Source organism: Mycobacterium hippophais, assembly GCF_027529605.1.
In the GTDB taxonomy this organism is placed as follows: Bacteria; Actinomycetota; Actinomycetes; order Mycobacteriales; family Mycobacteriaceae; genus Mycobacterium; species Mycobacterium arseniciresistens.
On the sequence record NZ_JAPZPY010000001.1, the window covers coordinates 882,386 to 897,223 of the forward strand.

Here is a 14,838-nt window from a genome sequence, read left to right on the forward strand (position 1 = left end):
TGCCCTCCCCTTCTACCCCGAGAGGTTGAAATTACCGGACGCGCCGTACACGGCGAGTGCAATGAACAAGGTGATGACGACCACGACAATTAGCGACGTCCGTACCGCTTGACCTACCGCGACGCCTACGCCAACGGGTCCGCCGGAGGCGTTGTATCCGTAGTAGGTGTGCACCAGCATCACCGCGACCGCCATCACGATGGCCTGGGCGAAAGACCACAGCAGGTCCGTCGGTATCAGGAACGTGTTGAAGTAGTGGTCGTAGAGACCGCCGGATTGTCCGTTGACGTAGACGGTGATCGTGCGGGCGGAGAAGAACGCAGCCAAGGTCGCCAGCGAGTACAACGGAACGATCGCGACCAACCCGGCGATGATGCGGGTGGACACCAGGTAGGAGAGTGAATGTATGGCCATCGCCTCGGTGGCATCGATCTCCTCGGCGATGCGCATCGCGCCCAGTTGGGCGGTGGTGCCGGCGCCGATGGTGGCGGCGAGCGCAATGCCGGCGATGATCGGCGCAACGATGCGCACGTTGAGAAACGCGGAGAGGAACCCGGTCAGCGCCTCGATGCCGATGTTGCCGAGCGACTCGTAACCCTGGACCGCGATGACGCCGCCGGACGCCAGGGTCAGAAACGCCGCGACGCCGACCGTGCCGCCGATGAGCAGCAGCGCACCGGAGCCCAGCGTCATCTCGGCGATCAGCCGGAGTGTTTCCTTGCGGTAGTGCACCAGCGCGTGCGGGATGTATCGGATCGACTCGGCGTAGAACAATGCCTGCTCGCCGAACGTGTCGACAGCCCGAGGCAGCCATCGGAACGCACGCCGGATCCGCAGCGACGCGTCGTAACTTCCGAGCTGACTCATTGGGTGATCCGAACGCCGATCGCCGTCATCAGCACATTGATCACGAAGAGGCAGATGAAGGCATAGATGACGGTCTCGTTGACAGCTTCTCCGACACCTTTGGGCCCGCCCTTGACGGTGAGGCCTCGGTAGCACCCGACCAATCCGGCCATGACGCCGAACAAAAGGGCCTTGACTTCTGAGATCACCAACTCGGGCAACCCGGTCAGGATGGTCAGGCCGCTGATGAACGCTCCCGGATTCACTCCCTGCAGGAGCACGGAGAACACGTAGCCGCCGCTCAGGCCGATCGCAATCACCAGACCGTTGAGCAACATGGCCACGACCGTCGACGCCAGCACCCGCGGCACGACGAGTCGTTGGATGGGATCGATGCCGAGCACCCGCATCGCGTCGATCTCCTCGCGAATGGTGCGAGCGCCCAGATCGGCGCAGATCGCAGTCGCCCCCGCGCCGGCGACGACGAGCACGGTCGAGATCGGACCCAGCTGGGTGACGGTGCCGAACGCGGTTCCGGAGCCCGACAGATCCGCGGCGCCGAGTTCGCGCAGCAGAATGTTGAGGGTGAACGCGACCAGCACCGTGAACGGAATCGAGATCAGCACCGTCGGAATGAGCGAAACCCTGGCGATCATCCAGGTCTGGTCGAGAAACTCCTGAAACTGGAACGGCCGACGGAACGTGGCTCGGAGAGTTTCGACGGACATCTGCATGAAACCGCCCACAGCCCGAGCCGGGACCGCGAGCTGTTCGAACAACCTCGGCTCCGTTCTCAGGGCGGGGGGAGTTGTCGCGGTTCTCGCCGTGGCGAAAAACCCCGGACCGCTTGTGACGGCGGCCATTCCACCCCTGGTTTAAGCACTGCTCTTAGTGAGCCGGCTCATAGTAACTAGAACAAGTTCGCAGTGTCAAAGAACCGCAAAACCGGTCCATTTCATTATATTCACGCTGGTCAGCGCCAGTGTGACACAGATCATTCTGGAACGTGTTCTAGTCTCTCGCGCCCGCTGACAACCGAGACTGTCAGTCTCGCGACTCCATCAGCTCGGTGGCGGAGAAGCCGCGCTCGGGATCCCGGTCAGCAAAGTATTCGCGCAGTGTCGAACTCAGCTCAGCGGGGTCCCACGCGTCGGCGTCGGCGGTGAACTGATGCTCCGCGACCGGCGCGGCCACCAATGTGACAGTCGGACCATAGACGATGAAGAGCTGTCCGTTGACCCCTCCCGAGGCGGGTGACGCCAGAAACCGGACCAGGTTCACGACGTGGTCGGTCGACAGCGGGTCGACCTGCCCCGTCGGCAGCTCCGGGGCGTCGCCGAACACCCCAGCGGTCATCGCGGTGCGGGCCCGCGGCGCGATGGCGTTCGCCCGCACGCCGAAGCGCTCGAGTGCGCGCGCCGCCGACAACGTCAGCGCGGTGATGCCGGCCTTGGCGGCGCCGTAGTTCGGCTGGCCGACCGGACCGGACAGGCCGGCCTCCGACGAGGTGTTGATGATGCGTCCGTAGACGGTCCCGTCACCGGCCTTCGCCTTGGACCTCCAGTAGGTGGCCGCATTGCGGGTGAGCAGGAAGTGCCCGCGCAGGTGCACGGCGATGACGGCGTCCCACTCCTCGTCGGACATGTTGAACAGGATCCGGTCGCGTGTGATGCCTGCGTTGTTGACGACGATGCCGAGCCCGCCGAGGCCGTCGGCCGTCTCCACCAGTTCGTCGGCGGTGGCGCGCTCACTGATGTCGCCGGCCACCGCGACCCCCTTGGCGCCGGCCGCGGAGATCTCGTCGAGCACGTCGGACTTGTCGAGCGCCGCGGCGATGTCGTTCACGACGACCGACGCGCCGGCCTGCGCCAGCCCGATCGCCTCGGCGCGGCCCAGGCCGGCGGCCGCGCCGGTCACGACGGCGACCCGTCCGGACAGATCGGTCACGTCTGAATCAGTCAATTTATGAATACCTCTAGTCTTTCCGGATCAGGGCGGCACGGGGGCATTCGGCGACGGACTGCTCGGCGACGTCCTCCTGGTCGGCCGGCACCGGATCCTCCTTGACGACGGCATAGTCCTCGTCGTCGAGATCGAACAGATCCGGGGCAATCCCCACGCAGACCGCATTGCCCTCGCAACGGTCCCGGTCGACTTCCACTCGCATGACAACCTCCTTGCAACCGCTGTTCGGGCGGCCCGCCCGTGACGAAGGGTCAGAATACGACCCCGGCTTCCGGCGCGTGTGCAACACCGGCCTGGACCCCAAGACTAGAACGTGTTACAACCAGGTGGATACCAGGGTGCCCACGCAGGGTGCCGACAAGTGAGGATTCACCGCCATGCGGATCGGCTACAGCCCCGAACAGGAGGAGTTGCGCCGCGAACTGCGCGCCTACTTCGCCAAGCTCATGACGCCCGACCGGGCCGAGGCACTCGCCTCAAACGACGGCGAGATGGGGCGCGGCAACGTCTACCGCGAGACCGTCGCGCAGATGGGCAAGGACGGCTGGCTGACGCTGAACTGGCCGACCGAGTACGGCGGCCAGGGCCGCCCGCCCATCGACGCGCTGATCTTCACCGACGAGGCGGCGATCGCCAATGTCCCGGTCCCGTTCCTCACGATCAACAGCGTCGCGCCGACCATCATGGCGTTCGGCACGGAGGATCAGAAGAAGTTCTTTCTGCCCCGCATCGCCGCCGGTGAACTGCACTTCTCGATCGGCTACTCCGAACCCGGCGCGGGCACCGACCTCGCCTCGCTGCGCACCACCGCGGTGCGCGACGGCGATGACTACGTGATCAACGGCCAGAAGATGTGGACCAGCCTGATCGCCTACGCCGACTATGTCTGGCTGGCGGTGCGGACCAATCCGGAGGCCAAGAAGCACCGCGGCATCTCGATGCTCATCGTGCCCACCACGGCCGACGGCTTCTCCTGGACGCCGGTGCACACCATGTCGGGCGTCGACACCAGTGCGACCTACTACCAGGACGTCCGGGTTCCCGCGACGAATCTGGTCGGCGAGGAGAACGCAGGCTGGAAGCTGGTGACCAACCAGCTGAACCACGAACGCGTCGCCCTGGTCTCCGCCCAGCCGATCTATGTGGCGCTCAACGCGGTCCGCGACTGGGCGCAGCACACCAAGGACGCGCACGGCAACCGGCTGATCGACTCGGAGTGGGTGCAGCTCAACCTGGCCCGGGTGCACGCCAAGGCCGAGGTGCTCAAGCTGGTCAACTGGGAACTCGCTTCCGCCGGCGGCGCCGGTCCCTCGCCCGCCGACGCCTCGGCGGCCAAGGTGTACGGCACCGAGCTGGCGACCGAGGCCTACCGGCTGCTGATGGAGGTGCTCGGCACCTCGGCGACGCTGCGGGCCGACTCCCCCGGCGCACTGCTGCGGGGGCGCATCGAGCGGATGCACCGCTCGGCGCTGATCCTGACCTTCGGCGGCGGCACGAACGAGATCCAGCGCGACATCATCGGCATGGTCGCCCTCGGCCTGCCCCGGGTCAACCGGTAGGAAAGGGCCTCGAAATGGATTTCACGACAACCGAAGCCGCCGACGACCTCGGCGGCCTGGTCCGCACCATCACCGAGTCGGTGGTCACCCCCGAGCACCAGCGCGAGCTCGACAACCAGGAGCACCGCTTCGACCGGGAACTGTGGCAGAAGCTGATCGACGCCGACGTGCTGAGCACCACCGCCCCCGAGTCGCTGGGCGGCGGCGGGTACGGGGTGCTCGAGGAGGTGGCGGTGCTGGTGGCGCTGGGCCGCCAGCTGGCCGCGGTGCCGTACCTCGAATCGGTGGTGCTGGCCGCCGGTGCGCTCGCCGCGTTCGGAACCGAGGCGCTGCAACAGGAGTGGGCGGCGCCCGCGGTCACCGGCGGCAAGGTGCTCACGATCGCCCTGGACGGCGAGATGGGCGAAGGTCCGGTCCGGGCGACGGCGAGCGGCGGGAACCACACCCTGACCGGCACCCGCACCCAGGTCCCCTACGGGCCGGTGGCCGACGCGTTCCTGGTGCCGGCCGAAACGGATTCCGGCACCACGGTCTTCCTGGTGAGCAAGGACGACCCCGGCGTGTCGGTGCGCGCGCTGGAGACCACCGGTCTGGGCAGCGTCGGCTACCTGGAGCTGCAGGGCGTCGAGGTCGGCGGCGATCGCGGACTCGGCGACGCGGTGTCGTGGCTGACCGCGAGGTCCATGCTCGGCCGAAGTGCCTTCCAGCTGGGCGTGCTGGAGCGCGCGCTCGAGTTGACCGCCGAATACGCCAGGGAGCGGGAGCAGTTCGACCGGCCGATCGGCAGCTTCCAGGCGGTGTCGTCGCGGCTCGCCGACGGCTACATCGACATCAAGGGCCTCCGGCTCACCCTGACCCAGGCGGCCTGGCGGTTGTCGGAGGACCTTGCATCCGACATCGACGTCGCCAGTGCGGCGTTCTGGGCGGCCGAGGCCGGCCACCGGGTCGCTCACACGACGGTGCACGTGCACGGCGGCGTCGGCATCGACATGGACCACCCGGTGCACCGGTACTTCCTGGCCGCCAAGCAGACCGAGTTCGCGGTCGGCGGCGCCACCGGTGCGCTGCTGCGCATCGGCCGCGAGCTGGCCGACACCCCGGTCTGACCGTGGACGGCGGGCCGACCGTCGGTCGACTGCTTGAACCGCTGGCCGAGGTCGACGACCGGGGGGTGTATGCCGAGGACTCGTTCGTCAGTTGGCGGCAACACCTGACCGACGGCGCGGCACTCGGTGCGGCGCTGCGGGCGCGGCTGGACCCGAACCGCCCGCCGCACGTCGGTGTGCTGCTGGGCAACACGCCGTTCTTCTCCACGGTGCTCGTCACCGCGGCCATGACGGGGCTGGTGCCGGTGGGGCTCAACCCCACTCGCCGCGGCGCCGCACTCGCCCGCGACATCGACCGCGCCGACTGCCAGTTGGTGCTCGCCGACGACGCGGGCCCGGTGCCCGACGGGGTGGAGTTCATCGACGTCGGGTCGACGGCGTGGGCCGACGAGCTCGCCGCGCAGCACGGCACACCGGTGCGCTTCGCCGACGTCGCGTCCGACGACCTGTACATGCTGATCTTCACCTCCGGCACCAGCGGTGAACCCAAGGCGGTACGCGTCACTCACGAGAAGGTGGCGTTTCCCGGCCGGATGCTCGCCGACCGGTTCGGCCTCGGCCCGGCGGACACGTTCTACCTGTCGATGCCGCTGTTCCACTCCAACGCGATCATGGCCGGCTGGGCGGTGGCCGCGGCCGCCGGCGGGTCGATCGCGCTGCGGCGCAGGTTCTCCGCCTCGGCGTTCATGTCCGACGTCCGCCGCTTCGGCGCCACCTACGCCAACTACGTCGGCAAGCCGCTGTCCTACATCCTCGCCACGCCGGAGCGCGACGACGACGCCGACAATCCGCTGAATTTCCTGTACGGCAACGAAGGTGCGCCGCGCGACCTGGACCGCTTCGCGCGGCGGTTCGGCGTGGTGGTGGTCGACGGCTTCGGGTCCACCGAGGGCGGGGTGTCGATCGCGCGCTCGCCGGACACCCCGGACGGCGCCCTCGGGCCGCTGACCGACGAGGTGGCGGTGGTCGACGTCGAGACCGGCGAACCGTGTCCACCGGGCAAGATCGGCGAACTGGTCAATCCCCGCGGGCGCGGCCAGTTCCGCGGCTACTACAACGACCCCGACGCCGAGGCCGTACGGATGGCGGGCGGCATGTATCACAGCGGTGATCTCGCCTACTGCGACGAGAACGGTTTCGTGTACTTCGCCGGCCGGCTCGGCGACTGGATGCGCGTCGACGGTGAGAACCTGGGCACCGCGCCGATCGAGCGGATCCTGGCGCGCCATCCCGACGTCGCCCACGTGGCCGTCTATCCCATTCCCGACCCGGCCGTCGGCGACCAGGTGATGGCCGCGCTGGTGCTGAGTCCGGGCGCCGGCCTCGATGCCTCGCGACTGCGCGAATTCCTTTCGGCGCAGGACGATCTGGGTCCCAAGCAGTGGCCGTCGTTCGTTCGCATCACCGCCGAACTGCCCCGCACGGAGACGTTCAAGGTGCTCAAGCGGCAGTTGTCCGCCGAAGGCACCGACTGCGCCGACCCGGTGTGGGAGATCAGCCGGCCGGCGCGCTGACCCGGCACGGCACCCCGTTCACCACATGGGTGTTGCTCGGGACGTCGATCACGTCGACCGGGTTCAGCAGATTCGAGTTGACACCCGGATGGGCGTTGGCGACCTCGAGCCGGGTGCCGGGCCTGCCGTGGCCCCACCCGTGCGGCAGGGACACCACGCCGGGCATCATCTCGTCCGACGTCTCGACCGGTATCTCGAGTGAACCCGCGCTCGTCGTGACGACGGCGAGGTCCCCGTCCGCGACGCCTGCCGAACGGGCGTCGTCGGGATGGATCAGCAGCGTGCAGCGGTCGCGCCCGCGCATCAGGGCCGGGACGTTGTGCAGCCACGAGTTGTTGCTTCTCAGGTGACGCCGACTGGTCAGAACCAGATCGGCACTCGTGCGGCCGATCCGGTCGAGTAGGCGCGGGATGTCGTCGGTGATCCAGGGGTGGATCAACTCGATCCGGCCGGACGGTGTGGTGACGGCCTCGTCGAGGCGCCCGCCGTCCAGTTCGGCCAGCCGTAGTCCGTCGGGGTGGGCGCGCACCGCGTCCAACGTCAGCCCGCCGGGCCGCAGGCCCAGCTGATCTCCCCACGGCCCCAGACGGATTCCGAGGTCTGCGAGCCTCGCCGGTCCGACGCCGGACAGCGCCGCGAACGCTTCACCCGGGTCGCGTCCCGTCAACGGGGTTCCCGGCTGGTCGCACATCGCCGACAGCAGCCCGGTGGTGTACATGTCGTCCATCGCCGCCACGTCGACGTCCGGAACCGGAACACCGAGCGCCGAGGCGCCCAGCCGCAGCAGGATCTCCCACTCCGCCGGGCGGCCCGGGTCGGGCGGGAACACCGGCTCCGACCACTTGAGGCACGAAGCGACGGCGTACATCCAGTACAGGTCGTCGCTGTGCGCGCGTTCGAGCGGCGACAGCCCGGGCAGGATGACGTGCGCGTGGCGGGTGGTCTCGTTGAGCCAGTTGTCGACCGCGATCATCGCATCGAGCTTCGGCAGCGCCATATCGAGCCGGCGTGCGCCGGGCGCCGAGATCACCGGATTGCCCGCGACCGTGATCAGCGCGCGGATGCGGCCGTCCCCCGGGGTGTCGATCTCTTCGGCGAGGCAACTGAGCGGGAACTGCCCGAGGACCTCCGGAGCGCCGCGGACCCGGCTGCGGAAGCGGCCGAATTCCCACCGCTCTCCTGTCTGATCGGGTGGCCTCATGAACATCGGCGAGAACACCGCGGGTTTGGCGAACACCGCGCCGCCGCGCCGGTCGACCGCCCCGAGCGCGACGTTGACGACGAACACCAGCCAGGTGGTCAGCGTGCCGAACTCCTGTGTGCAGGTGCCGATCCGGCTGTACAGCACGGGTGACTGCGCCGCGGCGAGGCCGGCGGCGATGCGCCGGATGGTGGCTGCCTCGATGCCGGTGGCGGCGCTGACCCGCTCCGCGGTGAAGGGATCGGCGAGCGCGATCGCCTCGTCCAGCCCGGTCACCTTGCCCTCCAGATGCGCGGGGCGCCGGATGTTGCCGTCGACGGCCAGGATTCGCAGGATGGCGAACAGCAGCAGCGCGTCGGTGCCGGGGTGGATGGGCACCCACTCGGTGGCGCGGTCGGCCGTGGGGGTGCGGCGTGGATCGACGACGACTACGGCGCCGCCGCGGCGACGGATGTCGGCGAGGTGTCCCATCACGTCGGGCGCGGACAGCATCGAGCCCTGGGAGGCAGCGGGGTTCGCGCCGAGGATGACGAGATGGTCGGTGCGCTCGAGGTCGGGGATCGGCGCGTTCCACATCCCGCCGAACAGCAGGGTGCCCACCACGTTGAGCGGCCACTGGTCGACGGTTCCCGGCGAGTAGTACGCGGGCATGCCCGCCGCTCCGGCCATGCCGACCAGTGCGCCGATGTAGGAGGCGAGATCGAGGTTGTGCGCCACGGGATTTCCGACGTAGACGCTCAGCGCCCTGGCGCCGTCCTCCTCCAGCACCGGCCGCAGCCGCCGCTCGGCCTCGGCGAACGCCTCGTCCCATCCGACCGTGCGGTGTACGCCGTCGCTGCCCTTGACCATCGGCATCCGCAATCGGTCGGGGTCCTCGTGCAGCTGCCCCAGTGTGGTGCCCTTCGGGCAGAGGTGGCCGCGCGACCACACGTCGTCGCCGTTGCCGCGGATACTCAGCACCCGATCGTCGCGCACCCGGACCCGCAGCCCGCACATCGCCTCGCAGAGCGGGCACGTCACGCGGTGGTCGGACACCTCACTGGACATGTGTCCAGGTTATGGGTTCGGGCCCCGTCGCGCGGTGGGTTGGCCGAAGCGCGGCGGCGGTAACGTCGACGGGGTGGGCTACCGCGAATTCCCGCCGCCGCACCGGCTTCGCGATCTTGCCGAATGCGGGTGGACACGCGACGGGTCCGCCGAGCCGGGCCGGGTACTACCCGACGGATGCATGGATCTCGTCTGGATGGACGGCCGCGTGGTCGTCGCCGGACCCGACACGGGCGCACACCACAGCGGACCGCACCGGGAGACGGTGCGCGGACTGCGGTTCCGACCCGGCGTGCTGCCCCGGCTGCTGGGTGTCCCGGCGTCGGAGCTCCGCGATGACCGGGTGCCGGTGGCCGACCTGCGACCCGACATCGCCGACCGGCCGCTGCTGGTGATGACCGACGCACTGGCCGCCGGCGAACCGGCCACCGAGACGGCGCCGTGGTCGCTGCCGGTGCTGCGCCACGTCACCGCACGCCTGGCCGACGGTGCGGCGGTGTCGGCGGTGGCCACCGAGGTGGGCTGGTCCGCACGAACCCTGCAGCGGCACTGCGCGGCGGTGTACGGCTACGGCCCGGCGGTGCTGCGGCGGGTGCTGCGGTTCCGTCGTGCGGTGCGTCTGCTCGGCGACGGACTCGCCGCAGCCGAGGTCGCCGCGCGCGCCGGTTACGCCGACCAGCCGCACCTGCACCGCGAGGTCCGCACGCTGGCAGGCGTCGGGATCGCTCAGCTGGGCAGCGGCGCGAACAGGTCCACCGATGTGCCGTCGGGGTCCGTCACGGTGGCGTAGCGCTGCCCCCACGGCGCGTCGAACGGCTCGAGGGCGCCGGGATGGCCCGCCGTGGTGAGCCTTTCGTACAGCGCATCGACCTGGCCGGGTGAGCCAACCCGGAATGCCAGCGCCACCCGGCCCGCCGCGACCGGCGGCGTCCACCCCGGGTGCATCCCGGCGATGGTCTCCTCGGTGTCGAACGCGAGCAGATTGCCGCCGGGCAGTTCGGCCTCAACGTGCGGCGCGCCTTCGGGTTCCGGAACGGCCAATCCCAGCAGGCGGTAGAACTCCAGCGTCCGCCGCAGGTCCTTCGCGACGATCTCGATCGTGGTTCCGGTGAGCGCGATATCCATACCGATCACGTTAGGGACACACGCGCGAACCGTCGTGAACAAATCGGACAGCCCGGGCACCCGGGGTGAGCTACGCTTCGCTCGCACTCGACAAGTTTGCGGTGTTGTCGCGGTGTTCCGCGTTTCCACTCCCTGGAGGTCGATTGATGAAAACCAGCGGCATAACTGGAGCGGTGGCCGCGGCCGCCGTCCTCGGGCTCGCCCTGTCCAGCTGCGGCTCGGACACCGAGCCCGCCGCCTCGAGTGCCAGCAGCGTCGCGAGCAGCGAGAGCCCCTCGAGCGCAGCGTCTTCGGCGTCCCCGGCGCCGGTTGGCAAGCTGCGTATCGCGCCGCGCGACGAGGATGCCGCCGGCGCCAACCCCACCATCGCCAGTTACATCGCCGACAACGGCATCAAGGAGACGGCGGTCAAGATGGGCGAACCCGGCGCACCGGTGATCGACCTCCCGATCCCCGAGGGCTGGGTGACCGCCGGTGACGAGACGCCCGAATGGGCCTATGGCGCAATCGCCTACACCGGTCCCGAGGCCGCCGAGTACCAGCCGTCGATCGTCGCGCTGGTGTCGCGGCTGGAGGGCGATGTGGACCCGCAGGCCATCATCGATCTCGCGCCCGGCGAGCTGAAGAACCTGCCCGGATGGTCGGCGATGAACGAGGGCGAAGCAAGCACCCTCGGCGAATACCCCGCCTTCCAGCTCGGCGGAACCTGGGTGCAGGACGGCGTGACCAAGCTGGTCGCCCAGAAGACCGTGGTGATCCCCGGCCCCGACGCCGTCTACGTGCTGCAGCTCAACGCCGACGGCCGCGAGGACCAGGGTTTCGTGCTCGCCCCGGCGACCATGGCCATCGACGAGGAGACCACGATCACCTTCTGAGGTGGTCTGGGCTCGTCGACCTGTCGGCGCTCGTCACGCGTCCGCCAGACGGTCGAGTACGTCGGCGAGCTCGCCCGGGCGCGAAAGGAACGGCGAGTGGCTGCCGGGCAGTTCTTCGACGTCTGCTCCCACGCGGTCGGGCGCCGTTCGGCGTGACCAGTCCGGCTTGACCATCCGATCCTGCGTGCAGAGGACGTAGGACGAGGCCACTGCGGGTAGCTCGTCGGGCGGATACGGCAGCCGGTACGGGTAGGTGGCCTGTGGTCGCAAGCGTGCGATCGCCGCGGCAGCGGTGGCCTCGTCGCAGTCGCCGAACAAGTGCTCGCGTGCCCGCTCCTCGTCGACCCACGTCCGTCGGTCGGGATCGGTGCGGCTGAGCCCGAGCGCATAGTCGGGGTCGAGCATCGCGCCGTCCTCGGCCATCTGCTGACCGAGGCTGCGTCCCGGCTGCGGCAGGAGTGCACACAGGTACACCAGCCGCCGCAGCGGTCGGCGGGCGGCGACCAGCGGAATCGTCATGCCGCCCAGCGAATGTCCGACGAGGATCAGGTCTCGTGCCGGGCTGTCGCCGACTGCGGCGCACACGACGTCGGCATAGTCGTCGAACGAGGCCGTCACGTCATCCGATGGAAGGTCGACGGCGACCACCTGATGCCCCCGCGTCATCAGTTCAGGGACGAGCCTGTCCCAGCACCACGCACCGTGCCAGGCGCCGTGTACCAATGCGAACGTCGCCATGAGCCGCCTCCTGCGTGTTCGCCGATCATAGGAGGTGGCCGCCGGTTGTCGGTCAGCTCTCGCGGATCCCGTCGAGCCGCTTGCTTGCCTCCTCGAAACCCGTCACCAGTTCGGCGATGATGTCGGCGACGGGCCGGATCTCGTTCATCCGTCCGACGATCTGGCCCACCGGCATCGACACGGTCGCGGGGTTGTCGGACTCGTTCATCCGCTGATGCGCCTCGCTGACGAGGATGTTCTGCAACGGCATCGGCAGCGGTTCCGGCGCGTCGGGCGCATCCCAGGCGTCGGTCCACTTCGTCTTGAGCAGCCGGGCCGGCTTGCCGGTGTAGATGCGGCGCCGGACGGTGTCGGCCGACGTCGCGGTGAGCATCGCCTCCTGGATCACCGAGACGCCGGACTCGCGGCGCACGCCGAGGTCGTACTCGGCCGACGTCAGGAACGCCGAGCCCATCCAGACACCCTGGGCGCCCAGCGCGAGCGCCGCGGCCACCTGCCGGCCGGTGCCGATGCCGCCGGCGGCCAGCACGGGAGCCTTGCCGCCGAGCGCGTCGACGATCTCGGGCCACAGCACCATCGAACCGATCTCACCGGTGTGACCGCCGGCCTCGTGGCCCTGCGCGACGACGATGTCGACACCGTTCTCCGCATGCCGCAGTGCGTGTTTGGCCGAGCCGGCGAGTGCGGCCACCGGCACCCCGGCCTCGTGCGCCTGGTCGATCACGTCCTTCGGCGGCGAGCCGAGCGCGTTGGCGATCAACTTGATCGGGTGCTTGAGCACCACCTCGACGTGGCTGCGGGCCACCGAGTGCAGCCACCCGAGCACGCCTTCGGAGCGCTCCTCGTCCTCGGGCAGCGGCGGCACGCCGAGGTCGGCGAGCGTCTTGTCGACGAAGTCGCGGTGGCTCTGCGGGATCAGCTTGTTGATGTCGACGGACGTGCCCTCGGTGGGGATCTTCGCCGGCATGACGATGTCGACGCCGTAGGGCTTGCCCTCGGTGTTCTCGTCCATCCACTGCAGGACGTTCTCGAGTTCGTCGGCCTCGTTGAAGCGCACACATCCGAGCACGCCGAGGCCGCCGGCGCGGGTGACCGCCGCCGCCACCTTCTCCGACGGCGTGAAGACGAAGATCGGGTACTGGATGCCGAAGCGATCGCACAGCTCGGTTCTCATGACTTCACCACATGCTTCTCGTGGACCTCGTCGGCCGGGCGTTCCTCGGTGGTGTCCTTGGCCCATCGGTAATCGGGCTTGCCCGCCGGCGACCGCTTGATCTCGTCGACGTACCAGAGGCTGCGCGGCACCTTGTATCCCGCGATCTCCTTGCGGACGAACGCATCGAGATCGGCCAGCGTCGGACGGATGCCCTGGCGGGGGTGCACCACCGCGGCGACGTGCTGACCGAAGCGCGGGTCGGGCACACCGACCACCAGCGCATCGAACACGTCGGGGTGGCCCTTGAGTGCGGCCTCGACCTCTTCGGGGTAGATCTTCTCGCCGCCGCTGTTGATGGACACCGAGCCGCGGCCGAGCATCGTCACCGTGCCGTCGGCCTCGACCTCGGCGTAGTCACCCGGGATCGCGTAGCGCACACCGTTGAACGTCCTGAACGTCTCGGCGGTCTTCTTCTCGTCCTTGAAGTAGCCGACCGGGATGTGACCGCACTTGGCGATGATGCCCCGCTTGCCCGATCCGGGCTCGACCTCGTTGCCGTCCTCGTCGAGCACCTTGGTGTTCTTGTCGATCGTGACGCGCGGGCCGCCGGTGTGGGACTCCCCCTTGGCCACCACGCTGGTGCCGCCGAAGCCGGTCTCCGAGGACCCGATCGAGTCGGTGATGATGCGGTTGGGCAGCAGCTCGAGGAACTTCTCCTTGATGCTGGTGGAGAACAGCGCCGCGGTGCTGGCGAGCAGGAACAGGCTCGACAGGTCGTATTCGTTCCCGGCGTCCTGGTGGGCGAGCAGCGCGTCGAGCAGTGGGCGCGCCATCGCGTCGCCGGTGAAGAAGAGCAGATTGACCTTGTGCTTGGCGATGGTCCGCCACACCTCGTCGGCGTCGAACTCCGGCACCAGCACCACGGTCTGACCCGAGAACAGGGCCATCCACGTCGCGGACTGGGTGGCGCCGTGGATCATCGGCGGGATCGGGTACCGGATCATCGGTGCGTTCTCGGCGGCCTGCTTGGCCAGGTCGTACTCGCCGGCGATGGGCTCACCCGTCGCGAAGTCGGTGCCGCCGAACAGGACCCGGTAGATGTCCTCGTGGCGCCACATCACGCCCTTGGGGAAGCCGGTGGTGCCGCCGGTGTAGAGCAGGTAGATGTCGTCCTCGCTGCGCGGACCGAAATCGCGTTCAGGCGACGCCTGTTCGAGGGCGGCGTAGAACTCGACGCCGCCGTAGCGCTGGAAGTCGTCGTCGGACCCGTCCTCGACCACCAGGATCGTCTTGACGTTCGGCGTCTCGGGCAGCACGTTGGCGACCCGGTCGGCGTAGCGGCGCTCGTGCACCAGCGCGACCATGTCGGAGTTGTCGAACAGGTACTTCAGTTCGCCCTCGACATAGCGGAAGTTGACGTTGACCAGGATCGCGCCGGCCTTGACGATGCCCAGCATCGCGATCACGATCTCGATGCGGTTGCGGCAGTACAGACCGACCTTGTCGTCCTTCTTCACCCCCTGCTCGAGCAGGTAGTGCGCCAGCCGGTTGGCCCTCTCCTCGAGTTGGCCGTAAGTCAGCGTTTCGTCGCCGCTGATCAGGGCGACACGGTCAGGCACGGCGTCGATGGCGTGCTCGGCAAGATCGGCGATGTTCAGGGCCACGATGCCTAAACTAGAACGTGTTACATTTCGTGACAAGTCTGT

14 protein-coding genes are annotated in these 14,838 nt (G+C 68.8%); 5 read left to right on the forward strand and 9 right to left on the reverse strand.

Annotated features, from left to right (window positions below):
• Positions 1-12 precede the first annotated feature (12 nt).
• The 4 genes from O6P37_RS04435 to O6P37_RS04450 all read right to left on the reverse strand — a co-directional run bounded on the left by O6P37_RS04435 (position 13) and on the right by O6P37_RS04450 (position 3,013).
• On the reverse strand, positions 13-867 hold the full coding sequence (locus tag O6P37_RS04435) for an MlaE family ABC transporter permease (RefSeq protein WP_269892894.1): 855 nt from the start codon (positions 865-867) through the stop codon (positions 13-15).
• Positions 864-1,625 (reverse strand): MlaE family ABC transporter permease, encoded by a 762-nt coding sequence (locus O6P37_RS04440; RefSeq protein ID WP_264014061.1) that lies wholly within the window; start codon positions 1,623-1,625, stop codon positions 864-866. The genes O6P37_RS04435 and O6P37_RS04440 overlap by 4 nt, the downstream gene beginning before the upstream one ends.
• Before the next feature lie 265 nt (positions 1,626-1,890).
• Positions 1,891-2,817, reverse strand: coding sequence for a 3-oxoacyl-ACP reductase (locus O6P37_RS04445; protein WP_269893170.1), 927 nt, complete (start codon positions 2,815-2,817; stop codon positions 1,891-1,893).
• Positions 2,818-2,821: 4 nt separating this feature from the next.
• A complete protein-coding gene (locus O6P37_RS04450) occupies positions 2,822-3,013 on the reverse strand; it encodes a ferredoxin (RefSeq protein WP_269892895.1) in 192 nt (63 codons plus the stop codon).
• A 175-nt stretch (positions 3,014-3,188) separates the two neighbouring features.
• Between O6P37_RS04450 and O6P37_RS04455 the strand changes: the two genes are divergently transcribed.
• The 3 genes from O6P37_RS04455 to fadD17 are packed head-to-tail and all read left to right on the forward strand — an operon-like array spanning position 3,189 to position 6,990.
• Positions 3,189-4,370: an acyl-CoA dehydrogenase gene (locus O6P37_RS04455; RefSeq protein ID WP_269892896.1), complete on the forward strand. Its 1,182-nt coding sequence runs from the start codon at positions 3,189-3,191 to the stop codon at positions 4,368-4,370.
• A gap of 14 nt (positions 4,371-4,384) precedes the next feature.
• Entirely contained in the window at positions 4,385-5,476 is a 1,092-nt protein-coding gene (locus O6P37_RS04460) for an acyl-CoA dehydrogenase family protein (protein ID WP_269892897.1), read from the forward strand.
• A gap of 2 nt (positions 5,477-5,478) precedes the next feature.
• Positions 5,479-6,990, forward strand: coding sequence for a long-chain-fatty-acid--CoA ligase FadD17 (gene fadD17 / locus O6P37_RS04465; protein WP_269892898.1), 1,512 nt, complete (start codon positions 5,479-5,481; stop codon positions 6,988-6,990).
• Here fadD17 and O6P37_RS04470 read toward each other — a convergent pair.
• Positions 6,971-9,238: a molybdopterin-dependent oxidoreductase gene (locus O6P37_RS04470; protein WP_269892899.1), complete on the reverse strand. Its 2,268-nt coding sequence runs from the start codon at positions 9,236-9,238 to the stop codon at positions 6,971-6,973. The genes fadD17 and O6P37_RS04470 overlap by 20 nt on opposite strands.
• Positions 9,239-9,272: 34 nt before the next feature.
• Between O6P37_RS04470 and O6P37_RS04475 the strand changes: the two genes are divergently transcribed.
• Positions 9,273-10,028, forward strand: coding sequence for a DUF6597 domain-containing transcriptional factor (locus O6P37_RS04475; RefSeq protein ID WP_269892900.1), 756 nt, complete (start codon positions 9,273-9,275; stop codon positions 10,026-10,028).
• On the opposite strand, the gene O6P37_RS04480 is transcribed toward O6P37_RS04475, so the two are convergent.
• Positions 9,965-10,363 (reverse strand): VOC family protein, encoded by a 399-nt coding sequence (locus tag O6P37_RS04480; protein WP_269892901.1) that lies wholly within the window; start codon positions 10,361-10,363, stop codon positions 9,965-9,967. The genes O6P37_RS04475 and O6P37_RS04480 overlap by 64 nt on opposite strands.
• Positions 10,364-10,509: 146 nt before the next feature.
• On the opposite strand from O6P37_RS04480, the gene O6P37_RS04485 reads away from it, so the two are divergent.
• Positions 10,510-11,238 carry an LpqN/LpqT family lipoprotein gene (locus O6P37_RS04485; protein ID WP_269892902.1) on the forward strand — a complete coding sequence of 243 codons (729 nt, stop codon included), beginning with the start codon at positions 10,510-10,512 and terminating at the stop codon, positions 11,236-11,238.
• 33 nt (positions 11,239-11,271) lie between these two features.
• Here O6P37_RS04485 and O6P37_RS04490 read toward each other — a convergent pair whose 3' ends face one another.
• Genes O6P37_RS04490 through O6P37_RS04500 form a run of 3 tightly spaced genes read right to left on the reverse strand, consistent with a single transcriptional unit; the run spans position 11,272 to position 14,796 of the window.
• The gene (locus O6P37_RS04490) at positions 11,272-11,976 is read right to left on the reverse strand and encodes an alpha/beta fold hydrolase (protein WP_269892903.1); all 705 of its coding nucleotides are present in this window, start codon (positions 11,974-11,976) and stop codon (positions 11,272-11,274) included.
• 52 nt (positions 11,977-12,028) lie between these two features.
• Positions 12,029-13,150, reverse strand: a complete 1,122-nt coding sequence (locus O6P37_RS04495; RefSeq protein WP_269892904.1) for an NAD(P)H-dependent flavin oxidoreductase — start codon at positions 13,148-13,150, stop codon at positions 12,029-12,031.
• Entirely contained in the window at positions 13,147-14,796 is a 1,650-nt protein-coding gene (locus O6P37_RS04500) for an acyl-CoA synthetase (RefSeq protein ID WP_269892905.1), read from the reverse strand. Before O6P37_RS04500 ends, O6P37_RS04495 begins: the two co-directional genes overlap by 4 nt.
• Between the last annotated feature and the right edge of the window lie 42 nt (positions 14,797-14,838).